13 protein-coding genes are annotated in these 18,829 nt (G+C 59.5%); 1 reads left to right on the top strand and 12 read right to left on the bottom strand.

Annotation, left to right across the window (positions count from 1 at the left end; all coding sequences use genetic code 11):
• The 7 genes from VE23_RS14565 to fabZ all read right to left on the bottom strand — a co-directional run bounded on the left by VE23_RS14565 (position 1) and on the right by fabZ (position 12,139).
• Positions 1 to 4,053 carry an S-layer homology domain-containing protein gene (locus VE23_RS14565; protein WP_127510143.1) on the bottom strand — a complete coding sequence of 1,351 codons (4,053 nt, stop codon included), beginning with the start codon at positions 4,051 to 4,053 and terminating at the stop codon, positions 1 to 3.
• Between the two features lie 183 nt (positions 4,054 to 4,236).
• Positions 4,237 to 5,358, bottom strand: coding sequence for a glycosyltransferase family 4 protein (locus tag VE23_RS14570; RefSeq protein ID WP_048745211.1), 1,122 nt, complete (start codon positions 5,356 to 5,358; stop codon positions 4,237 to 4,239).
• A gap of 123 nt (positions 5,359 to 5,481) precedes the next feature.
• Positions 5,482 to 6,183 (bottom strand): WecB/TagA/CpsF family glycosyltransferase, encoded by a 702-nt coding sequence (locus VE23_RS14575; RefSeq protein WP_232312884.1) that lies wholly within the window; start codon positions 6,181 to 6,183, stop codon positions 5,482 to 5,484.
• Positions 6,184 to 6,368: 185 nt separating this feature from the next.
• Positions 6,369 to 7,529, bottom strand: coding sequence for a polysaccharide pyruvyl transferase CsaB (gene csaB / locus VE23_RS14580; protein ID WP_232316952.1), 1,161 nt, complete (start codon positions 7,527 to 7,529; stop codon positions 6,369 to 6,371).
• Positions 7,522 to 9,669, bottom strand: coding sequence for a DUF5693 family protein (locus VE23_RS14585; protein WP_157053963.1), 2,148 nt, complete (start codon positions 9,667 to 9,669; stop codon positions 7,522 to 7,524). The genes csaB and VE23_RS14585 overlap by 8 nt, the downstream gene beginning before the upstream one ends.
• 200 nt (positions 9,670 to 9,869) lie before the next feature.
• Complete coding sequence (locus tag VE23_RS14590) at positions 9,870 to 11,579, bottom strand: phospho-sugar mutase (RefSeq protein ID WP_049868371.1); 1,710 nt, start codon at positions 11,577 to 11,579, stop codon at positions 9,870 to 9,872.
• A gap of 128 nt (positions 11,580 to 11,707) precedes the next feature.
• A complete protein-coding gene (fabZ, locus tag VE23_RS14595) occupies positions 11,708 to 12,139 on the bottom strand; it encodes a 3-hydroxyacyl-ACP dehydratase FabZ (protein ID WP_048746095.1) in 432 nt (143 codons plus the stop codon).
• A 357-nt stretch (positions 12,140 to 12,496) separates the two neighbouring features.
• On the opposite strand from fabZ, the gene VE23_RS14600 reads away from it, so the two are divergent.
• Positions 12,497 to 14,656 carry an Ig-like domain-containing protein gene (locus VE23_RS14600; protein WP_048746093.1) on the top strand — a complete coding sequence of 720 codons (2,160 nt, stop codon included), beginning with the start codon at positions 12,497 to 12,499 and terminating at the stop codon, positions 14,654 to 14,656.
• A gap of 118 nt (positions 14,657 to 14,774) precedes the next feature.
• Here VE23_RS14600 and VE23_RS14605 read toward each other — a convergent pair whose 3' ends face one another.
• The 5 genes from VE23_RS14605 to spoIIID all read right to left on the bottom strand — a co-directional run bounded on the left by VE23_RS14605 (position 14,775) and on the right by spoIIID (position 18,502).
• The gene (locus VE23_RS14605; RefSeq protein WP_049868372.1) at positions 14,775 to 15,134 is read right to left on the bottom strand and encodes a DNA-directed RNA polymerase subunit beta; all 360 of its coding nucleotides are present in this window, start codon (positions 15,132 to 15,134) and stop codon (positions 14,775 to 14,777) included.
• Between the two features lie 81 nt (positions 15,135 to 15,215).
• Positions 15,216 to 16,043, bottom strand: a complete 828-nt coding sequence (locus VE23_RS14610; RefSeq protein WP_048746091.1) for a flagellar hook-basal body protein — start codon at positions 16,041 to 16,043, stop codon at positions 15,216 to 15,218.
• A 13-nt stretch (positions 16,044 to 16,056) separates the two neighbouring features.
• Entirely contained in the window at positions 16,057 to 16,917 is an 861-nt protein-coding gene (locus VE23_RS14615) for a flagellar hook-basal body protein (protein WP_048746089.1), read from the bottom strand.
• Positions 16,918 to 17,074: 157 nt separating this feature from the next.
• Positions 17,075 to 18,079, bottom strand: coding sequence for a rod shape-determining protein MreB (gene mreB, locus VE23_RS14620; protein WP_049868373.1), 1,005 nt, complete (start codon positions 18,077 to 18,079; stop codon positions 17,075 to 17,077).
• A 138-nt stretch (positions 18,080 to 18,217) separates the two neighbouring features.
• A complete protein-coding gene (gene spoIIID / locus VE23_RS14625; RefSeq protein WP_021880270.1) occupies positions 18,218 to 18,502 on the bottom strand; it encodes a sporulation transcriptional regulator SpoIIID in 285 nt (94 codons plus the stop codon).
• Between the last annotated feature and the right edge of the window lie 327 nt (positions 18,503 to 18,829).

The following is an 18,829-nucleotide window of genomic DNA, read 5'->3' on the forward strand; positions in this document are numbered from 1 at the left end:
TTAATTGATCTTTGGAAGACGTTTCAGGCTGACCAGCACTTTACCCAGAATAATGGAGGAATCGGAACGAAGCAGATTCGCTTGCGGTTCGAATACGCTGCCTTTCTTCGGATCGCTGGAATCGACCGGCGAGCCCTGGATATAGCCTTTCTGGTAAATAGCCAGAACCGAAGCTCGGGCGTAGTAATCGATCTTGCTGTAATCCTTGAAAGCCTTTTGGAGTGCTTTCTCGATTTTCGCCGGATCCGTCTCCAGCTTGAGCTTGAGCGCACGGGCAAGGATAACCGAGGCGTCCTCTCGCGTCAGATTGCCTGTAGGCTCGAATACCTTCGGCGCCTTGCCGCGAATATAGCCTTCGTTGAAGGCCGTTTCGATGTAGCGGTAATCCCACAGTGCGGTGCTCTCGACTCCAACGTCATTGAAGAGCCGCTTGTTCGGATCCGTATTGTAGTTGAGACGTATGGACATCGCCTTCACCATCATCGTGGCGAATTCGCCGCGGGAGGTGTAGAGGCTGGCGCCGAACTCATCGTTGCCGGCGGCATTGATGAAGCCTTTGGCATACATCGCTTCCATATAGTTGCGCGCATACGGATGGGACGTAACGTCCAGATAGGAATATTTCATCTGTCCGACCACGTAGTAGCCGAACTCCGAGAACGGCACGGTGACCGTGTGCTTCTTGGTGTCGACGACGCCGCCGAGGTTCACCCATTCCGGCTTCTTCGGATCAAAATGGAACACCGTAATGAACGTTCCGTTGGCGTCTACAATGTTGGAGTCATAGCTCAGAGTCAGCGTCGCTTCCTTGGATGTGACCAGCTCGCGGTTCGCAGGACGGTCCGTGTAGGAAGGCACATCGGCGGTCGGATACTGATACGGATCGATGCCATACTTGAGTGGATCATAAACGTTGTCGGTCTGCGGATTGTCCGCAAGCCCCGCATCGATCCAGAATACCTTGCCCGCTTTGTTGAAGTTAGGGGAGAAGGTATTGTCGAACATGTTGCCCAGGCTCTCCAGAATCAGGTCGAAATTGGCTGGAGCCTGTTCGAATTCATGCCGATCGATGACTCCGTCGGATGGATTCGCAATTCCGAACAGCAGGCGGTGCCCGGTGAAGACTTGGTTTTTAAGCTTCTCCGGCACGTTGTAGTCGCGGCGGATGAGCGTCGTCGACTTAGGGAAGGCAAGCGTCAGTTCGCCCTCGAACACTTTGTGGGAGCTCTTCATTTCTTCCATATAACCGGCGCCCGGTATATTGGTTGGAGCATACGTCACCACGATCGTATCGCTGGTCGTATCGTTGTCGTTGGCGATCGTGAACTTGAGCTTGTTCTCTCCGGCCTTGAGTCCGGACACCATGACTCTATATGCGGTCGTATAGTCGATGGTACCGTCATTGTCGGCGTCGAAGGCGATTTTTTCGGCTACCTGCTTGCCTACCGTTACGGTCTTGGCATTAGGAGCGTCGATGACGATCTCCACGTAGTTCTGGTTGACGATGCGCTTGGAAGTGAGCGGACGCAGAATCTTGTACGGCAGAGCCGTAGGATCCACCTCCAGGCGGTAGCTGGCGCGGGCGCCCGCTTCCCCGTTGTTGTAGACATAGAAGTTGTAGACGCTCGATGTGCCGTCCTTGCTGAGATACTGATCGGTCAGCACCCAGGAAAGGCTTTGCGTCTTCAAGTCATAGGTGACGGTAAGCTTCGGCTGCTTGTCCCCTTGCTTGTCGATGGCTCCAATCGTCTTGTTTTCGTTCAGGACGCTCACCGTCTGCTGGTCCTTCGGCAATGTCGCATCGTTGACGACACGCAGCTCGTTGCTGAGAGTCCAGACAATCGGCTTGGAAAGCGTACTGCCGTCAATCTTCAGAATATAGTTGGAGCTGGTGTTGTCTTTGACAATGTTTTCTAGATTGCTTTGAGCTTCGTAGATTGTTGTCCCCAAGTCGATAAAGTCAAAGGTGCCGTAAATGTTCATGTACGGTTCCTTGGTCGTGTAGACGCTGCCTTGTTTGGGGAAATTCGGGTCATTCGCAAGCGGCGAGATCAATTCGCTGCTGTATGGATAGATGCTGTCCGGAGAGTAAGGAATCTTCGGCAGATTGATTTGTCTCAATAAAATGGTGATGGAATTTTCATAGTTGTTTTTGCCGCCCTTGTATACGAAGCGAAGCGTAAACGCCCCTCCCGCTTTCATAACGGATGCAGCTGTCGCGATGCCGTTGTTGGTCGCAACGAAATTGTTTTCGCTCGTATTTTTAGCAATTTCGATTGGCGTATTGTTGATATACAGGAACATCGTTTGAGCTTTGCCGTCAACCGGGCTATAGCGTATCTCCGACATGTCGTTCAGATTGCTCAACGTCGCATCGAATTTTTTCAGCTTATTCTGGATGATATCGTCCAATTGGGTGGACTTGGTCGTGTCATAGGGAATATCCATCGTATCGTAAATGCTCGAGTATTGCAGGAACGGTCCAAAAAGCATATTGAAGGTGACCGAGCCGGCGTCGTTGCCGCCCAGCTTGAAAAGCAGCGTCTGGGTGCCTTCGAAAGGCAGCTTTTTGACCTCAAGTACGATGCGGGTAAAGGTTTTGTTCACTCCCCCGATTGTGCGGGTCACCGTAGAAGTGTCGACTATACTCATGTCTTTAGACTCGATCTTGCCGTCTTTTCCATTGATATCTTTCACATTGCTGATCGTCAAGGGCTGGTTCGAGTAGTTGCCGATCAGCAATTCCATGGCGACAGGAGTGTCGTACAGACTCGATCCCGAGAGCGGCTTGCTTGCAAGGTTGAGGTCCGCTATCGTTTTGTAGCCCGGAATATAGTTGAATTCGCTGATGAACGGAGCTCCGGCATCCCGAAGCGTGAATTTCAGGTTGTAGACGCCTTGCGTCTCTCCTGCCACCGTGTTCATGGCTTCCAGATTGAGATTGTAGGCGCGGTCGAACGCATATTCACCTGCCTTCAGCTTGTCGAGACCAATGGTGAAGGTATAAACGTAGAAGGCATCTTCCGGAGAGTAAGCGTCTTGTCCTACCGTAGGAGTGGCATCAAAGCCCCCTGCTGGAAGCTTAGCCCCGTCCAGACTCGGGAAAATCTTAATGGCTTCCGATGGATTCGGATTGGGAACGGTTTTGCCGTCCACGATCTTTTTGTTGTTCGGAACGATGAGCGTACCTGTAATGGTAGCGTTTTGCACGCCTGTATTGGTGGTGGAGAAGTTCGGGGAATACTCCAGCGCCGCGCTGCTTTGGCCGTCGTTCAGGTTGACGTCGTAGAACGTCACATCTCCGTTGTAGAACGCGATTTCGCGTGTCGTCTCGATCGTCTGATTGTTGTTCGTCACCTTGATGGTAGCCAGGTTTTTGCCTTTTTTGACCGTCAAAGGAGAGATTGTAAATTCGTAGTTGTTGGAAGCTGACACATTATAAGTCCGGCTGGAGCCGTTGACCTCAATCGTCACTTTGGATGCATTCGGCGCGTTGCCCGTAATCGCGATGTCAGCGGAAGCCCTGCCGCGCGAAGCGCCTGATTGGACGACGGTCGTTCCATTCTCTTTCATCGGGAACGTGCTGCCATCCAAGCGGGCGGCAAGGTTATAGAAGACCGGACCGTCATGGTACATGACATAGATGGACGTCGATACCTCGGCGCCGCCCTGGAGGCCTTTGAATGTAATCCGATTCAGCCCGGAGTAGAGCTGAACATTGTTCACCGTAAGGTTGTAGCCGGACAGATAGATGCCGCCCTTTACTCCTTCGGTCTTGGCGCCCGTATCATCGTCCGTCGGGTCGTCGGTGCCTTTGAAGTTGACGACTTGAATGACGCTGTAGGTAATGCTGGAAGGATCGATGTTGCTGATCGAGCCTTCGAGATTGATTTTGCCGTTCGTCGTGATGCGGGGGCTTTTGGGACTGCTGCTTTCCTTTGCAAACGTGAAGTACCCCGTCGCGGCGGCGCTGGCCGTCTGCGAGGGAAGAGCCGGCATCAGCTGCAGGACCAGGGCCAGCAGCAGGAACATTGCGCTGAATCGTTTTAACACGGGAAGCCTCCTCCATACTCTTTCGGTGTTAGTTGGTGTAGGTTGTTTATCGGAAGAAAGCTGGTAAATTGTTAGGATATTGAGCCCTCGCAGAAAAGTATTATTATAATGTAGATAAATTTTTGGCAAACAAAAAAGAGCTCGTCCTTCCGGAGAAGGACAAGCCCTTTGATGGCGAAGTCTTTATTTGCCGCGCTCGTGATGCGGCTTCATGCGCATGCGCGCCAGCAGGTTCAGCAGCGGGCGCTTCGTCTTGTCGACGATGCCGATCAGCTCGGCGCCGATCTGCATCGCGAACACCAGCAGGCTGATGACGACGAAGGTGACCCAGTTGGCCGCGTGGGACTGCACCACGATGGACTGCACGATCGCGCAGGCGCCGAAGAAAGCCGCTACGCCGTAAATGATCAGCACCGTCTTGCGGTGGCTGAAGCCGAGCTCCCGCAGGCAGTGATGCAGATGCCCCTTGTCGGGAGCGAAGATCGGCCGCTTGTTCACCCAGCGGCGGATGATGGCGAAGAACGTGTCCGCCATCGGCACCCCGATGATCAGGAGCGGCGTCACGAAGGATACGATCGTGACTTGCTTGAAGCCGATCATGGACAGCGTCGCCAGGCTGAAGCCGAGGAACAGCGAGCCGGAGTCGCCCATGAATATTTTAGCCGGATGGAAGTTGAACACCAGGAAGCCCAGGATGCCTCCGAGCAGCAGGCTGCTCATCAGGATGATCGGCTCGAAGCCGAGGAAGCAGGCCATAATGAGAATCGTGCCGATCGCGATGCCCGACACTCCCGCCGCAAGGCCGTCGAGGCCGTCGATCAGGTTGATCGCATTGGTCACGCCGACGATCCAGAAGATCGTCAGCGGGATGCTGAGCCAGGAGGAGATCTCCTGCATGTCCTGGCCGAACGGAATGTTCAGCAGGTCGATCTTCACGTCGAAGCCGAAGACGACGACGCATGCCGCCACGAGCTGGAACATCAGCTTCACCTTGGCCGACAGCTCGAACCGGTCGTCGAGAGCGCCGGTCAGCACGATGATCGTGCCGCCCGCCAGCATCGCGCGAATCAGATTCGTATCGTAGGCGCTCAGCAGCCCTTCCGGAATGAACGGAAGCAGCAGGAAGAACGAACCGATAAAGGCGAGATAGATCGCCAGGCCTCCCAGCCGCGGCATGATGCGCGTATGGACCTTGCGGGCATTCGGCTTGTCGATGGCGCCGATCTTGAACGCGAAGCGCTTGACGAGCGGCGTCAGCGAGACGGCCAGGATCAGAGCGACTGCGAAACCGACGATATAAGTCATTGTGGCATTCACTGGAAATTCAACTCCCCTTCATTACACCGGAATGAATTATAACTCGTTCGAAAAAGAAACTCCAACCCCAATATCAGGGCATTTCGCGCAAATTACGGCGAATTGACGCTTCTAGTAAGGTTTTGTCACCTTTTCCTTCTCCCGAATCACTCTCAGAGCGAATTGCGGCAGAACGAGCATTCTCCGGAACCGCGAAGGCTGCTGCAGAAGGCGGTAAAACCATTCCAGGCGCAGCTTCTGCATGAATACCGGAGCTCTCTTCAAACGGCCGGCGATAATATCGAAGCTGCCTCCGACTCCCATGATGAGAGGCACTCCAAGCTCCTGCTTGTAGCGGGCGATCCAGGGCTCCTGGGTAGTGGCGGAACGGGCCACGTACAGCATATCCGGAGAAACCGCCCTGATCCGGGCGATGACCTCGGCGTCCTCCTGCTCCCCGAAATAGCCGTGATGCGTTCCCGCGATGGTTACGCCCGGATATTTCGCCTTCAGACGCGCCGCGGCCTCGTCGATGACTTCCTGCGTCGTGCCGAGCAGATAGGCGGACCAGCCGCGCTCCTCGCCTTCCAGGAACAGGCGGTGCATCAAATCGAAGCCGGGCACCCTTTCCCGGACCGGCTGCCCGACATACCCGGCGGCCCAGACGACGCCCGCGCCGTCCGGAACGACAAGCTCGGCTTCCCGCAGCATCCGATGGAAGGCGGGATCCTCGAGTCCCATCATGACCATGATGGGATTCGCCGTGACAACCTGGCAAGGCTGCCCTCTTTCAATAACGTTCGTAAGATACTCCACGGTTTCGTCCATACCCATGCGGGAAAATGGAACGCCATAGATCGAAACCTTCGGAACGGTCCGCGACTCCAGCCAGGCGGAAGCCTCGGAGGCGTCCCCAATCGCGTCCGCCAGCGCTTCTACGGCATCATCCGGTGCATGTGCGTTGGCTGCTTGATGGGACGGGTCTATAAAGTCTTTTGTAGTCGACATGGGTCGAACGGTCACCTCTTCGTTTCCTGACGCAGGTACTGGACAATATGTTGCGCCGGCTTGCGGGCCTCCTGCTGAAGCTTGTCGATCGCGGCGGATTTGTCCGCTCTCCAGCCGTCTCCGCCGTCCAGAAGCCGCTCGGCGGCATCGGCGAAGGCGGCGGCGTCCATGGCTTCCGTCGTTGCAATCGGGCGCTCGCCGAGGCGGGCCAGAAACTGGTCGATCTTCGGATCATAGCTGAGGCCGAGCATCGGCACGCGGCGGCCGGCCGCATAGATGAGCGCGTGCAGGCGCATGCCGAGCAGCATGTCGCAGCGGCTGACCTCCAGCAGCATCGCCTGGGGGTCGTCGCCCGGGGCGGCGAGCTCGGCGGAGCTGCCGGCGCCGAGCGTCCCGAGCCGTTCCATGACCTGGCGGGATGCGTCCGCATCCGCCGGGGTGTGGAACGGGAGGAAGCGCAGGCGCACGGGGCGCCGCCGCGCGAGCTCCGCCAGCGCCTCGGCGGCGCGGGCCAGGTCGGCTCCGTCCTTGCGCCAATGGCGCAAGGAGACGCCGACGACCGGCGCGCCGCCCGCTGCGGCGGAGCCGCCGCCTGCCGCTGCCTGCGAACCTTGCGGCAGCGGCAGGCCCATGACCGGATCGGGCACGACGTCGATCCGGTCCTGCGGAACGCCCATCCGCGACAGCAGCGCCGCGGATTCGTCATCGCGCACGGACACGTACGCGCTGCGGGTCATCACATGCCGGATGAGGCCGTCCATCCGGCGGTTCAGCACGGGGCCGATGCCCTGCGCGTAGATGAACACCGGCTTGCGAAGCAGCTGGGCCAGCTTGATGATTCCCGTATAGTAGGGAATCGTCTTGCCGCCCGTCACGTCCTGCAGCAGGCTGCCGCCGCCGCTGATGAGGCCGTCGCAGCCGGCGATGGCTTTCATCAGCTCCAGCGGCTTCATCCGATGCACGGCCTTGACGCCATACATTTGCGTTGTCCAAGCCGGATCTCCGGACAGCACGACAGGATCGATCTCGACGCCCTGGGCTTCCCCCTCGGCGCGAAGAGCGAGCAGGATCGACTTCAGAACCGCTTCGTCGCCGCTGTTGCGGAAGCCGTAGTAGCCGGAGATGACGATTTTCCTGCGCATCGGGGAGACAGCTCCTCCGGACTTAGCCATTCGCAGCCCTCTCCCGCGGCCAGAATCTTCTTACGAGCGTTTCCCCGATCTGCCATGCGGCGATCAGGATCAGGCCGATGACGACTCCGATGCCGAGGCCGAGCAGGATGCGGATCAAGGAGATGTGGATCGGCGTGTGGATATGCGCGAACGTGTCGACCATGGACAGCTGGCCCATGGAGCCTACAATTAGCAATACCCAGGCGGCGCGGTAGCGAAGCGACAGGAACAAGCCGAGCACCATGAGCGGATGCGCCAGCAGGAATTCCTTGAAGCGGGGCCGCACTCCGAAAGTTCCTTCCAGCGTGTTGCGGAACACCAGCTCCAAGGAAGTAGCCGTTCCGGAATTGCCCGTGCGCGACAGATAGTACAGCCCGGCAGCGCCGATGACGGCGACCGCGACGCACCAGAGAATCGTGATCTGCAGCCCGAGCACCCGCCGCAGGCTGAGCCAGACCGATTGGCCTGTGAACAGGAACAGGTAGACGGCGGTCAAGCCGATCGGCGCCAGGTGGAGCAGGCTTACGCCGCGGAACTGCTCCAGCACGAGGCTGTACGTCATGCTGTTGAGCAGCCCGATTACGATCGGGATGGCCAGAATGCTGATCAGCGAGGTCACGGCCAGAATGCTCAGCGCCATCGTCAGGCGCCGTCCGGCCGAGAGGCCGCGGAACACCCAGCGTGTGCCGGCTTGTCCGAGTCCACCCAGCATGCCGCTCCAAGGCGACACCTGGAACGAGCGGTCCGTGCCTTCGCCGGCCGCGGAATTCCATTCGCCTCCTACCGGCCGCCGCTGTCCTTCCGTATGGGAGCGGATCCGGTTGATCGCCCAGATCATCGCCAGCGTCGGAGCGCTGATCGCGGCCCCGAGCGCCAAGCCCTGCTCCATGAGCGAGCTGTTCAGGACGTAAAGCCCGGCGCTGCCGGCGAGGCCGAGCAGGAAGACGATCAAGGCCAGGCCGTTGAAGAAGGCTCCGGCAAGCAGCGCGATCAGGCTGATTGCCCCCAGGGCGACGACCGCTTTGAGAGCCTTCATCCAGCTTGGATAGGAGCGCTCGAACGCGTGGGCTTCCCCTGAAGGAAATCCGAACGAATCCAGCTTGGCGATCGCTCCGTCCGGCCCGTCAAGCGACTTGTAGAGATTGTCCATCGGATCCGTGACGGTCCCTTTGTCCAGGTTGGCGGAGGGAGCCGCGTTCAGATAGAACATGCGGATGTTGCGGTCTTTGGCCGCAAGCAGGAAGCGGTCGGCGATGACGTCCGGCTTCAGGGCGGCAGCGTCTTTGTCCGAGAGGGAATAAAGCCGCGTAACGTTATAGTGCGTCAGATAGGCCAGCGTATTCAGGCCCGACTGGGGTTTTTTGAGATTTTCGATGGCGGTGATTCCGATTCCGTACTCATTCAGCTTCTGGGCAAAATGAGTCAACGTCTTGTCGGCCGCCTGATCGGCGAAGCCGGTGACCGCTCCGCCGTCGAACAGGATGCGGGTGACGCCGAGATTTTTGAATCCGGCCAGCAGCGCATCCATGCGCTCCGTGTCGTAAGGGATCCGGTCCGAAAGTCTCGGCAGCAGGCGGAAGCCGGCGTCATGAAGCTCCGTCAGTGCCAGCGGATCGGGAGCCATCGATTTCAGCACCGCTCCGGCCATCGGCGTCTCCAGCACGAGGCCGCGCTTGCCATCCAGGTCCCACGGACGCACGGCGATGCCGTCGCTTTCGAAGCGTTCGCGGATCATCGGCTCCAGAGCAGCCTGCTCCCTGGCTCCTTCAAACAGCAGGTACGTATAGTTCTGTCCTGCAGGCGAAGGCTTGCCCTGCAGCAGCGCCGCTTCCGCCTCGCTGTACAAGCCCAGCCTCCCTGCGTTCTCGAGCTCGTCCAGCCGGCTCTCGAACACCGAAAGCGTGCCGACGCCGTGAGACTTCAGCTTTTGAAGCTCGCTTTTGATATAGTCGACCGGACGGCTTTGATAGGACGCCACCAGCACGAGATCCGAATAATCGAACACGTACTCGACCTGCTTGGAGGTCTTCTCCATCTGCCACCGGTTAGCTCCGATGGGAATTGCCGCGATGACGCCGATCAGCGCCAGCACCCACATGATTCTGCGGGCCGCGCGGTTCCACTGCTGCCACTTCAACACGTTCCAGTTCGCCCCTTATCCACTCATACTTGAAAAGCCGGGCAGGGCGGGTAGACATCACCCGCCCTGCGGCTCTTTATTGAACTTCAGAGCCGGCTCCATGACGGGCCCGGCTGCTGCACTGCTATTGCCTGCGGGGACGGCATCAAGCCTGCCGGCTCCCCGGCCCGGATCTGCCCGTCTATAGGGTACAGAGCAGGTCAGGCCATCGCGTCCACGCGCTGCATGACGGAGCTTCGCAGCGCGTTCAGCGCATTCTCCGCAGACGGCAGGGAGTCCCCGCGGACCGCGAAGTAGACTTTGATCTTGGGCTCCGTGCCGGACGGCCGCAGCGTGAACCAGGAGCCGTCCTCAAGAATGTACTTCAGCACGTTCTCCTGCGGCAGGCCGTCCAGGCCGAGGCTGTAGTCGAGCACCTGCGACACCTTGATTCCGCCGGCTTCAGTCGGAGCTTCCGAACGGAAGCTGTCCATGATGGCCCCGATCTTCTGGACGCCGTCCAGTCCCTTGAGCGTGCGGGACTCCAGGCCTTCCAGATAGTAGCCGTACTCTCCGTACAGCTCCAGCAGCACGTCATACAGCGTCTTGCCCTGCTGCTTGTAGAAGGCGGCCGCTTCGGCGATCAGCATCGCCGCTACGACGGCATCCTTGTCCCTGGCGTAGGTGCCTGTCAGGTACCCGTAGCTTTCCTCGTAGCCGAACAGGAACGTATGCGAGCCCGTCCGTTCGAATTCGGTCATTTTCTCGCCGATATATTTGAAGCCGGTCAGCGTGTTGATGACCTCTGCGCCGTTGGCCTTGGCGATGTCCGCGCCCATCTCGCTCGTTACGATCGTCTTGATGACGGCGCCGTTTGCAGGCAGCTCGCCTCTTTCGCGCAGCTGGCTGAGCACGTAGTGGACCATGATCGCGCCGGACTGGTTGCCGGAGAGAACAACGTACTCGCCTTCGTTGTTCTTCACGACGGCGCCCATCCGGTCGGCGTCAGGGTCGGTGCCGATGATGATGTCCGCGCCTTGCTCCTGCGCCTGCTTGATCGCCAGCGCGAACGCCTCGCGCTCCTCCGGATTCGGACTCTTCACTGTGCTGAAGTAGCCGTCCGGCTGCTCCTGCGACGGCACGACGGCGACCGACTCGATGCCGATCTCCTTGAGCGCGCCGCGGACCGGATGGTTGCCGCTTCCGTGCAGAGGCGTGTAGATGACCTTGATGTCGCGTCCCGCGCCGCGCTTGAGCAGGTCGCGATTGAGGCTCTGCGCCGCCACGGCTTCGATGAAGTCCCGGTCCGCGTCCTCGCCGAGCCACACGAGCAGCCCTTGCCGCTCCGCGTCTTCGCGGGCCATGCGCTTGATCTCGCCGAAGCTCGCCACCTTCTGGATCGCCGCGATCGCCTGCTCGGCCTCATGCGGCACGAGCTGGCAGCCTTCCGGACCGTACGCCTTGTAGCCGTTGTACTCCGGAGGATTGTGGCTGGCCGTGATGACGACGCCGCCGCTCGCACCGAGCGCGCGCACCGCGAAGCTCAGCTGCGGGGTCGGACGCAGCGAAGGGAACAAGTACGTCTTGATGCCGTTGCCGGCCAGTACGAGCGCGGCTTCCAGCGTGAACTCCGGAGAGTTGTTGCGGGAATCGTGTGCGATCACGACCGAAGGCTTGTCCGTCTGCCCGAGCAGCCAGTTCGCCAGACCCTGCGTCGCCTTGCCTACCGTATAGGCGTTGAGGCGGTTCGTACCGGCTCCCATGACGCCGCGGAGGCCGCCGGTGCCGAATTCGAGATCGCGGTAGAACCGGTCGGTAATCTCCTTTTCGTCCCCCGCGATTCCCCTCAGCTCTTCTTTGGTCGCCTCGTCGATCGTCGGATCCTCGAGCCAGGACTGATAGCGTTGTTGCGCAAGTTCTGTTACGGACATGGACTCATCTCTCCCTTGATCTCTGCATGGTCTCACTTAATAATGCAGGCCCGGTCCGAATATCCTCGTTTTGTTGACGAATTCGGGCTGCCTTTTGTTTTGGCCTTTTGCTTTTCAGCGATAGAAGCCTACTTCGGATCCGTAAGCGCGAACATGATCTCGCCTTCGGCCACGACCTTGTCCCCGACCTTCGCCGTCGCCTGGCCTTTGCCGATAATGCCTTTCAGCCGGGTGATGGTCACCTCAAGCGTCAGCGTATCTCCCGGCACGACCTGGCCGCGGAAGCGGAAGCCGTCGATGCCGGCGAACATCGCGATTTTGCCGCGGTTCGCTTCCACCTTGAGGATAGCGACCGCGCCTACCTGCGCCAGCGCCTCGACGATCAGGACGCCCGGCATGACAGGGAATCCCGGGAAATGCCCGGCGAAGAAAGGCTCGTTCATCGTGACGTTCTTGAGTCCGACGGCCCGTACGCCTTCCTCGACCTCAAGAATGCGGTCGATCAGCAGAAACGGCTGGCGGTGAGGAATAATCTCCATGATTTCATTGATATCCAGCAAAAAAATACCCCTTCCGCGGGCGAAAGCGCCCTTGTTCGTCAATCGCCGGCCGGGCTGCATGGAACCGGGGCCGGCGGGCTACACTATTCATGTCCTGAGCGAGCCTGCAGGTCGCAAAGGTTGAGATAGGAGGGCAGGAAGCGGACTGAAGCGCCGCCGACTGTCCTTTTTATTGCGCAAAAAAAGGGTCGGAATTCCTCTTTCTGCCGCTGAATGCCTATGTATATCTTCGTTATTATACCTCCGCAGTTCCAAAAAAAAAACCGCCGCCCTTCCTATTTTCCACCATTTGCCTACATAATTCGCATCGATATGCCGTTAAAGGAACTATCATGGTTTGCAAAGGAGTGTCTTTCGTTGTCCTACCGCGTTACCAATCGTCCGCTGCTGTCCCTGCTGCTCGCGGCCGTCCTGGCGCTTGCGCTGCTCGCGCCTGCCGCGCATGCCGAAGATACGGTCACCTCGGTCAAGCTGACCGAAGGCTCCAAGCTTTCCCTCACGTTCGGGGACGACCCTTACGCGCTCGCGCTGTGGGCGTCCTACTCGGGCTCTTCCGCGACCAAGGATGTCAGCGCCTCGGCCGTATGGTCGACCTCCAGCTCATCCGTCCTCAAGGTCACGGGAGGCGTGCTGACGCCCGTAGCGGCCGGAACCGCGACGATTACCGGCAAGTACAGCGGCTATTCCGCATCGATTTCCGTTACGGTCACCTATCCTTATGCCAAGCTCCAGCTTCTGACGGAGGACGGCAGCGCCGCTCCATCCACCCTGAAAGCACAGCTCGGGGACGACCTGACCTTCGGCGTTGTCGGCAAAAACGGGAATGAATCCAAGGATCTCGCCGACGAAGCCGTCTGGAGCAGCTCCAACACGGCGGCCGCTACGGTCGAGGACGGCAAGGTCACTCTCGTCGCGGCAGGCACATCCGTCATCAAGGCTTCCTACCGAGGCGTGTCCGCCTCCATTACGTTAACCGTGTCTTCCCCCTATCAATCGCTCGCGCTGTCGCCAAATTCTCTCCTTGATCTTACGGCGGGCGACGAGGCCAGATCCTTGACCGCGACAGCTGCGCCGGCAGGCGGCGGCACGCCGGTCGATGTGACCGACGATGCTTCCTGGACGACCTCGGCGGCAGCCGTAGCCAAAGTGGACAAAGGCGTCGTGACGCCCGTCGGTCCCGGAACCGCGACGATCACCGCTTCTCTCTACGGTTCCTCGACCACCGTCAGCGTCGTCGTGCGCGCAGCCCACGAAGCGCTGAAGCTGAGCGCCTCGGCGGAGCTGAATCTGCTGCTCTCCGACAGCCCGCTTCAAGTGACCGCGTCGGCTCTCGATCCGAACAAGGAGCCGGCCGATGTGACGAAGGCCGCCGAATGGAGCTCCAGCGACGTCTTCACCGCTACCGTGTCCGACGGACTCGTCACGCCGAAGGCAGCCGGCTCCTCCGTCATCAAGGTGGAGTACAAGGGTCTCTCCAGAACGTTGAACGTCACCGTCTACCCGACCCTCCTTTCGATCGAGGCCGGCTCCGAACCCCTGACAAGCATTACGGGCGACAGCGGCAAGCTGCCGGCGGTCACCGGCAAGACGCTGGACGACTCCACGATCGCTGTCGACAAGCTCGTCAGCTGGACATCCGGCGACTCCGACGTCATTGAGATCAAGGATGGCAAATGGTCCGCCAAAAAAGCCGGCAAAGCCGTTCTGAAGGCGGCGGTCGGCGGCCTCTCGGCCGAAGTGGAAATGGCCGTGGGCCTGAAGCCGCTGGCGCTTCTCCCGGAGCAGCAGACGATCAGCCTAATCATCGGCAAGGACACTCCGATCCCGCCTTTGAACGTAACGTATACGGATGGAACGGAAGAAGACGTCACGGCCAAGGCCGAATGGAAAACGACCGGCAGCTCCTTGCTTGTCAAAGGAACGACGCTGCGCGGACTGACCGCTGCGCGGACGTCGCTGACCGCCTCCTACCAGGGCAAGACCGTCTCTCTTCCTGTCGTGATCGAAGAAGAGCTGAGCAAGCTGGCGGTGGAGGAATCCTCGCTCGTGCTGAATCCCGGCAAGAGCAAGACCGTCAAAGTCACCGGCACGTTCAAAAGCGGCTCGACGAGCTCGCTCGCCTCGAAAATGACCTGGACCGTCGACAATGACGATATCGCGAGCATCAAGGGCAGTTCCGTCAAGGGCCTCAAGCTCGGAACGGCCAAGCTCACCGGAACGTACCAGGGCAAGAGCATCACCGTGACGATCGCCGTCAAGCCGAAGCTGAAGAGCCTCGTCCTGTCGGACAAAACCTTGCAGCTTGCACCCGGAGCTTCCGCGCCGCTGAAGCTCAAGGCGTTCTACGACAACGGCACGCAGGCGGAAGTCACCGCGGCGGCTGTCTGGACTTCCAGCAAGGAAGCCGCGGCGACCGTTACCGCAGGCGGAGCCGTCACCGCCGCCGCCAAAGGCACGGCTACGATCAAGGCCGCTTTTGAAGGCAAGACCGTAAGCGTAAGGGTCACCGTAAAATAAAGCCGCATATACAAAAGCCGGAGCGAAAGGCGCAATGCCTTTGCTCCGGCTTTTTTTTGCCGTGGCCTTGAATCGGCGGCCGCAAAAAAATCCGGCCCCGAAAGGAGGCCGGATACATCTAGGAATCCGCGAAGATAAGGTCGTAAATATGCTTGTAGACGCCAAAGTCGAATGCATCGTCCATGCTTCCCTTGCCCAGGACGACGAAGCCCAGATAAAGGCCGCCTGTCAGCGCGCCGACGAACAGCGCCAGCACGATGACCTTGCGGGCGAACCACCACGCGGTGAACCGGCTGCGCCGCTTCGGCTTTGCCTTGGATTTGGTCTTGGCTGCTGCCGGAGCGTCCGGCGAAGATGGTTCTGCCTCCCGGTCCAGGGGAGCTTGGCTGTCGCTCGGCCGGAAATTGTCGGCCGGACGGGACGCCGCCCCTCCTCCCGACATGCGGGTGTGGGATTCATTCTGCACCATGGTCATCATCCTATTCCTCCGGAAGAGAATCCTTCCGTAATCTATTGCGCGGCAGATTCCCACCGCGCCGCAGCATGGAGGAACAGGAATCTAGCCGCGCATGTTGTTGGCCATGCCCAGCATCGAATCGGCGGAGGTCAGCGCCCTGGCGCTCAGCTGATAAGCCCTCTGCACGTTCAAAAGCTCGGTCATCTCATCCACGACGTTGACGTTGGATTGCTCGACATACCCTTGGCGGACAGCGATTCCGCTGTCGGGACCGGCTGCGGCGTCGGTAAGCACGTCTCCCGCCGCAATTCCGTCCGGGACGACAAACAGGTTGTCCTCCACCGGAGTGAGCAGCTCGGGTCGAGCTGGAGATACAAGGCTCAGCTGCCCGAGATTCTCGCGGGTTCCATCCCCATGCACGCCTTCCACGACGCCTTCGCCGCTGATCTGCAGCGTGACGCCGGCCGGAACGACGATCGGTCCAGGCTGGCCCGCGCCTCCCCGAGTGCCGAGAACAGGATACCCCGCTTCTGTCGCCAGTATCGTATCACCGTTGCCTCTCACCGTCAACTGGAAGGCGCCGCTGCGGGTATAGGCCGTTTTGCCGTCCGCCTCCACCTGGAAGAGCGCATTTCCTTCGATCGCCAGATCCGTAGCGGTGCCGGTTTCCTTGAGCGAGCCTTGGGTCATGTCAGGTCCCAGCTGCAGGAAACGGGCGCCCCAGCCCTGGTTGTAGCCCATCGGTCCGATGCGGCCGTCCTTGCGGAACGCCTCGGGCTGCTGCTTGGCGTTCGTGAGCAGATCCTCGAACGTGCCTTGCTTGCGTTTATAGCCTGCCGTATTCACGTTGGCGATATTCTCGGCCAGCAGGTCAAGCCGCTGCTGCAGGGCGTTCATCGTCACCGACGCATTGATTATCGATCCGTTCATCTACCGTTCCTCCTCACACCTTGCCGACTTCGTTGACGGCCTTCTCCAGGCTCTTGTCGTAATACTGGACGACCTTCTGATTCGCCTCGTAGGCTCTCAGTGCGCCCATCATATCCACCATCGCCTGGGTGGCGTCGACGTTGGAGCGCTCCGTATACCCCTGACGGACTTCCACACCGTCCGCCGCCGTCGCCGGAGCCGCCCCGCCCTGCCCGTCAAGACGGAACTTGCCGTCTCCCTCGCGGATCAGGTCCTGAACGCGGTCGACTCGCGTGATCAGCAGCGATCTGCCCGTAGCAACGCCGTCCGCATCCGTGAAATCGTAGGCGCCGTTCAGCTTCAGCGAATCCATGGAGGTGCCGGCCGGGAACGTCACCGGGCGGTTGTTCTTGCCGAGCACGGCCGAGCCGTCCGCCGTAAGCAGGGAACCGTCGGCCGCCAAGTGGAATTGTCCGCCTCTCGTGTATCGGGTCTGTCCGTCCGCATCCTGCACGGTGAAGTAGGCCTGCGGCCTGTACGTCACCGTTCCGTCTTCGGCGACGGATTTGCCGGAAGCGTCGAACACGGTGCCCGCCACCTCGATATTGGAGGCGATGGCGAAGTCGGATGCCCGATCCGTCTTGTTGAGATCGCCCTGCACCTGCAGCGCGATGCTTTCCTCCGCCAGCACACCGGTGCTGAGGCGTCCGATCCGGCGCGACGGCTCATCGTTCTTGCCGGTCATGGACAGCAGCATGTCCGGAAAGGAACGGTTCAGCGCATTGCTCTGCTTATATCCCGTCGTATTGAGATTGGCGATATTCGTCGTTACCGTGTCATGCACGCGCTGCTGGGCTACCATGCCTGCCGCTGCCGTGTACAATCCTCTGAGCATCCGGTTCTCCCCTTGCCTGTATGATGAAAGATGAAAGGATGAAAGTCTTATTGTTATATCGGCAGCGGCTGCCCATCCATGAAGAGCGGCCCGCCCTTCGCGCTCCGCAGCTCCGGAAGGAGCGGCTCGCGAGGGGCGGGCCTTCGGTCGCCGGACTCTAGAAGCGCGCCTTCTTGCGCGACATCCGGTCCAGATGGTCCAGCATGAATCCGGTGCCTTTCACCACGCAGTGCATCGGGTCTTCGGCGACGAGCACCGGCACCTTGAGCTCGTCCGCCATGAGCAGATCCAGCCCGTCCAGCAGGGCGCCTCCGCCGGTCAGAATGACGCCGCGGTCGATGATGTCCGCAGACAATTCGGGAGGCGTGCGCTCCAGCACGGACTTGGCGGCAGCTACGATGGAGGCGACGGAATCGTGCAGCGCTTCCCGGACCTCCTCCGAGTGGATGGAGATGGTCTGCGGAAGCCCCGTCACCATATCGCGGCCCCGGATATCAATGGCCTCGCTGCGTCCGCCAGCGTATACCGATCCGATGCGCATTTTGATGCTCTCGCTTGTCCTTTCTCCGACCAGAAGCTTGTACTTCGCCTTGATGTAGCGGGCAATATCGGAATCGAACGTATCGCCGGCTACCTTGATCGAGGAAGAAGTCACGATGTCGCCCATGGACAGGACGGCCACATCCGTCGTGCCCCCGCCGATATCGACGACCATATTGCCGCTAGGCTGATAAATGTCCATGCCGGCACCGATCGCGGCCGCCTTGGGTTCTTCTTCCATATAAACTTCTTTGGCTCCGCAGCGCTCGGCTGCCTCCCGGATCGCTTTCTGCTCCACCGATGTAATGTTGGTAGGAGCGCAAATGAGAATACGCGGACGGCTGTACCAGCTCCGTCCGCCGATGCGGTCGATGAAAGCCTTGAGCATCATTTCCGTAATTTCGAAGTCTGCGATGACTCCATCCCGAAGCGGGCGGATGGCGACGATATTTCCCGGTGTCCGGCCGACCATCCGGTACGCCTCGTCTCCGACGGCCAGCACCCGCTTGGTGCCGGTTTCAACGGCGACTACGGACGGCTCGTCGAGCACGACGCCCCTGCCTTTTACATGAATGGACACGTTGGCGGTGCCCAGATCGATTCCGATATCCTTGCTCAGCATACGTCCGAAGTCCCCTAACGAATAATGTGGAAGTTCATACCCCCATTATTCGCTAATAACCTCGTTTTTCCTCTGATTTTGTCAAAAAATTTTACCAAAAGGCCTCCCGTGAAAGGGGAGGCCGGAATGCGGCCGTTTTTACCTTTTTCCTGCAGCCAGCACCTCGCGGCGCTTGGTGCTTTTCTTGTACTTGATCTTGGTCGCCTCGCCGCCCCTGAGATGGCGGATGGACTTGTGGTACTCCAGGATGTGCTTCACTTGATCGGCCAGATCGGGATTGATTTCCGGCAGCCGCTCGGTGAGATCCTTGTGCACCGTGCTCTTCGATACCCCGAACTCCTTGGCGATCGTGCGCACCGTATGCTTGGTCTCCACGATGCACCGGCCAATCTTGATGGTCCGCTCTTTGATGTAATCGTGCACGTTCCCGCCTCCCTAACTCGTTTTAAGATTGGTACATTATATGAGAGGGGCGGGTAGATATTCTTTGTGGCCAAGCACTAGGTACTAAATCCGTCCAATTTGTTCGCAAATGGCCTTCCGGCGGACAGTCCGAGCCATGAAAAAACAATCCGGCTCCCTTGCAGAAAAAGAGCAGGCTGGCAGCCCGAAAGCGGCATTGAAGCCGGTCAGGCGCCAAGGCTTGCCGCCGTCGGCTGGCTGAGCAAAGCCGCACGCCGGACGAAGCAGCGGTCTTTTTCATCGGCATAAAAAAATCCCTGAAGCCGAGGCTTCAGGGATGAGGAACCG

The organism is Paenibacillus sp. D9 (assembly GCF_001188365.1).
Lineage (GTDB): Bacteria > Bacillota > Bacilli > Paenibacillales > Paenibacillaceae > Paenibacillus_O > Paenibacillus_O humicus.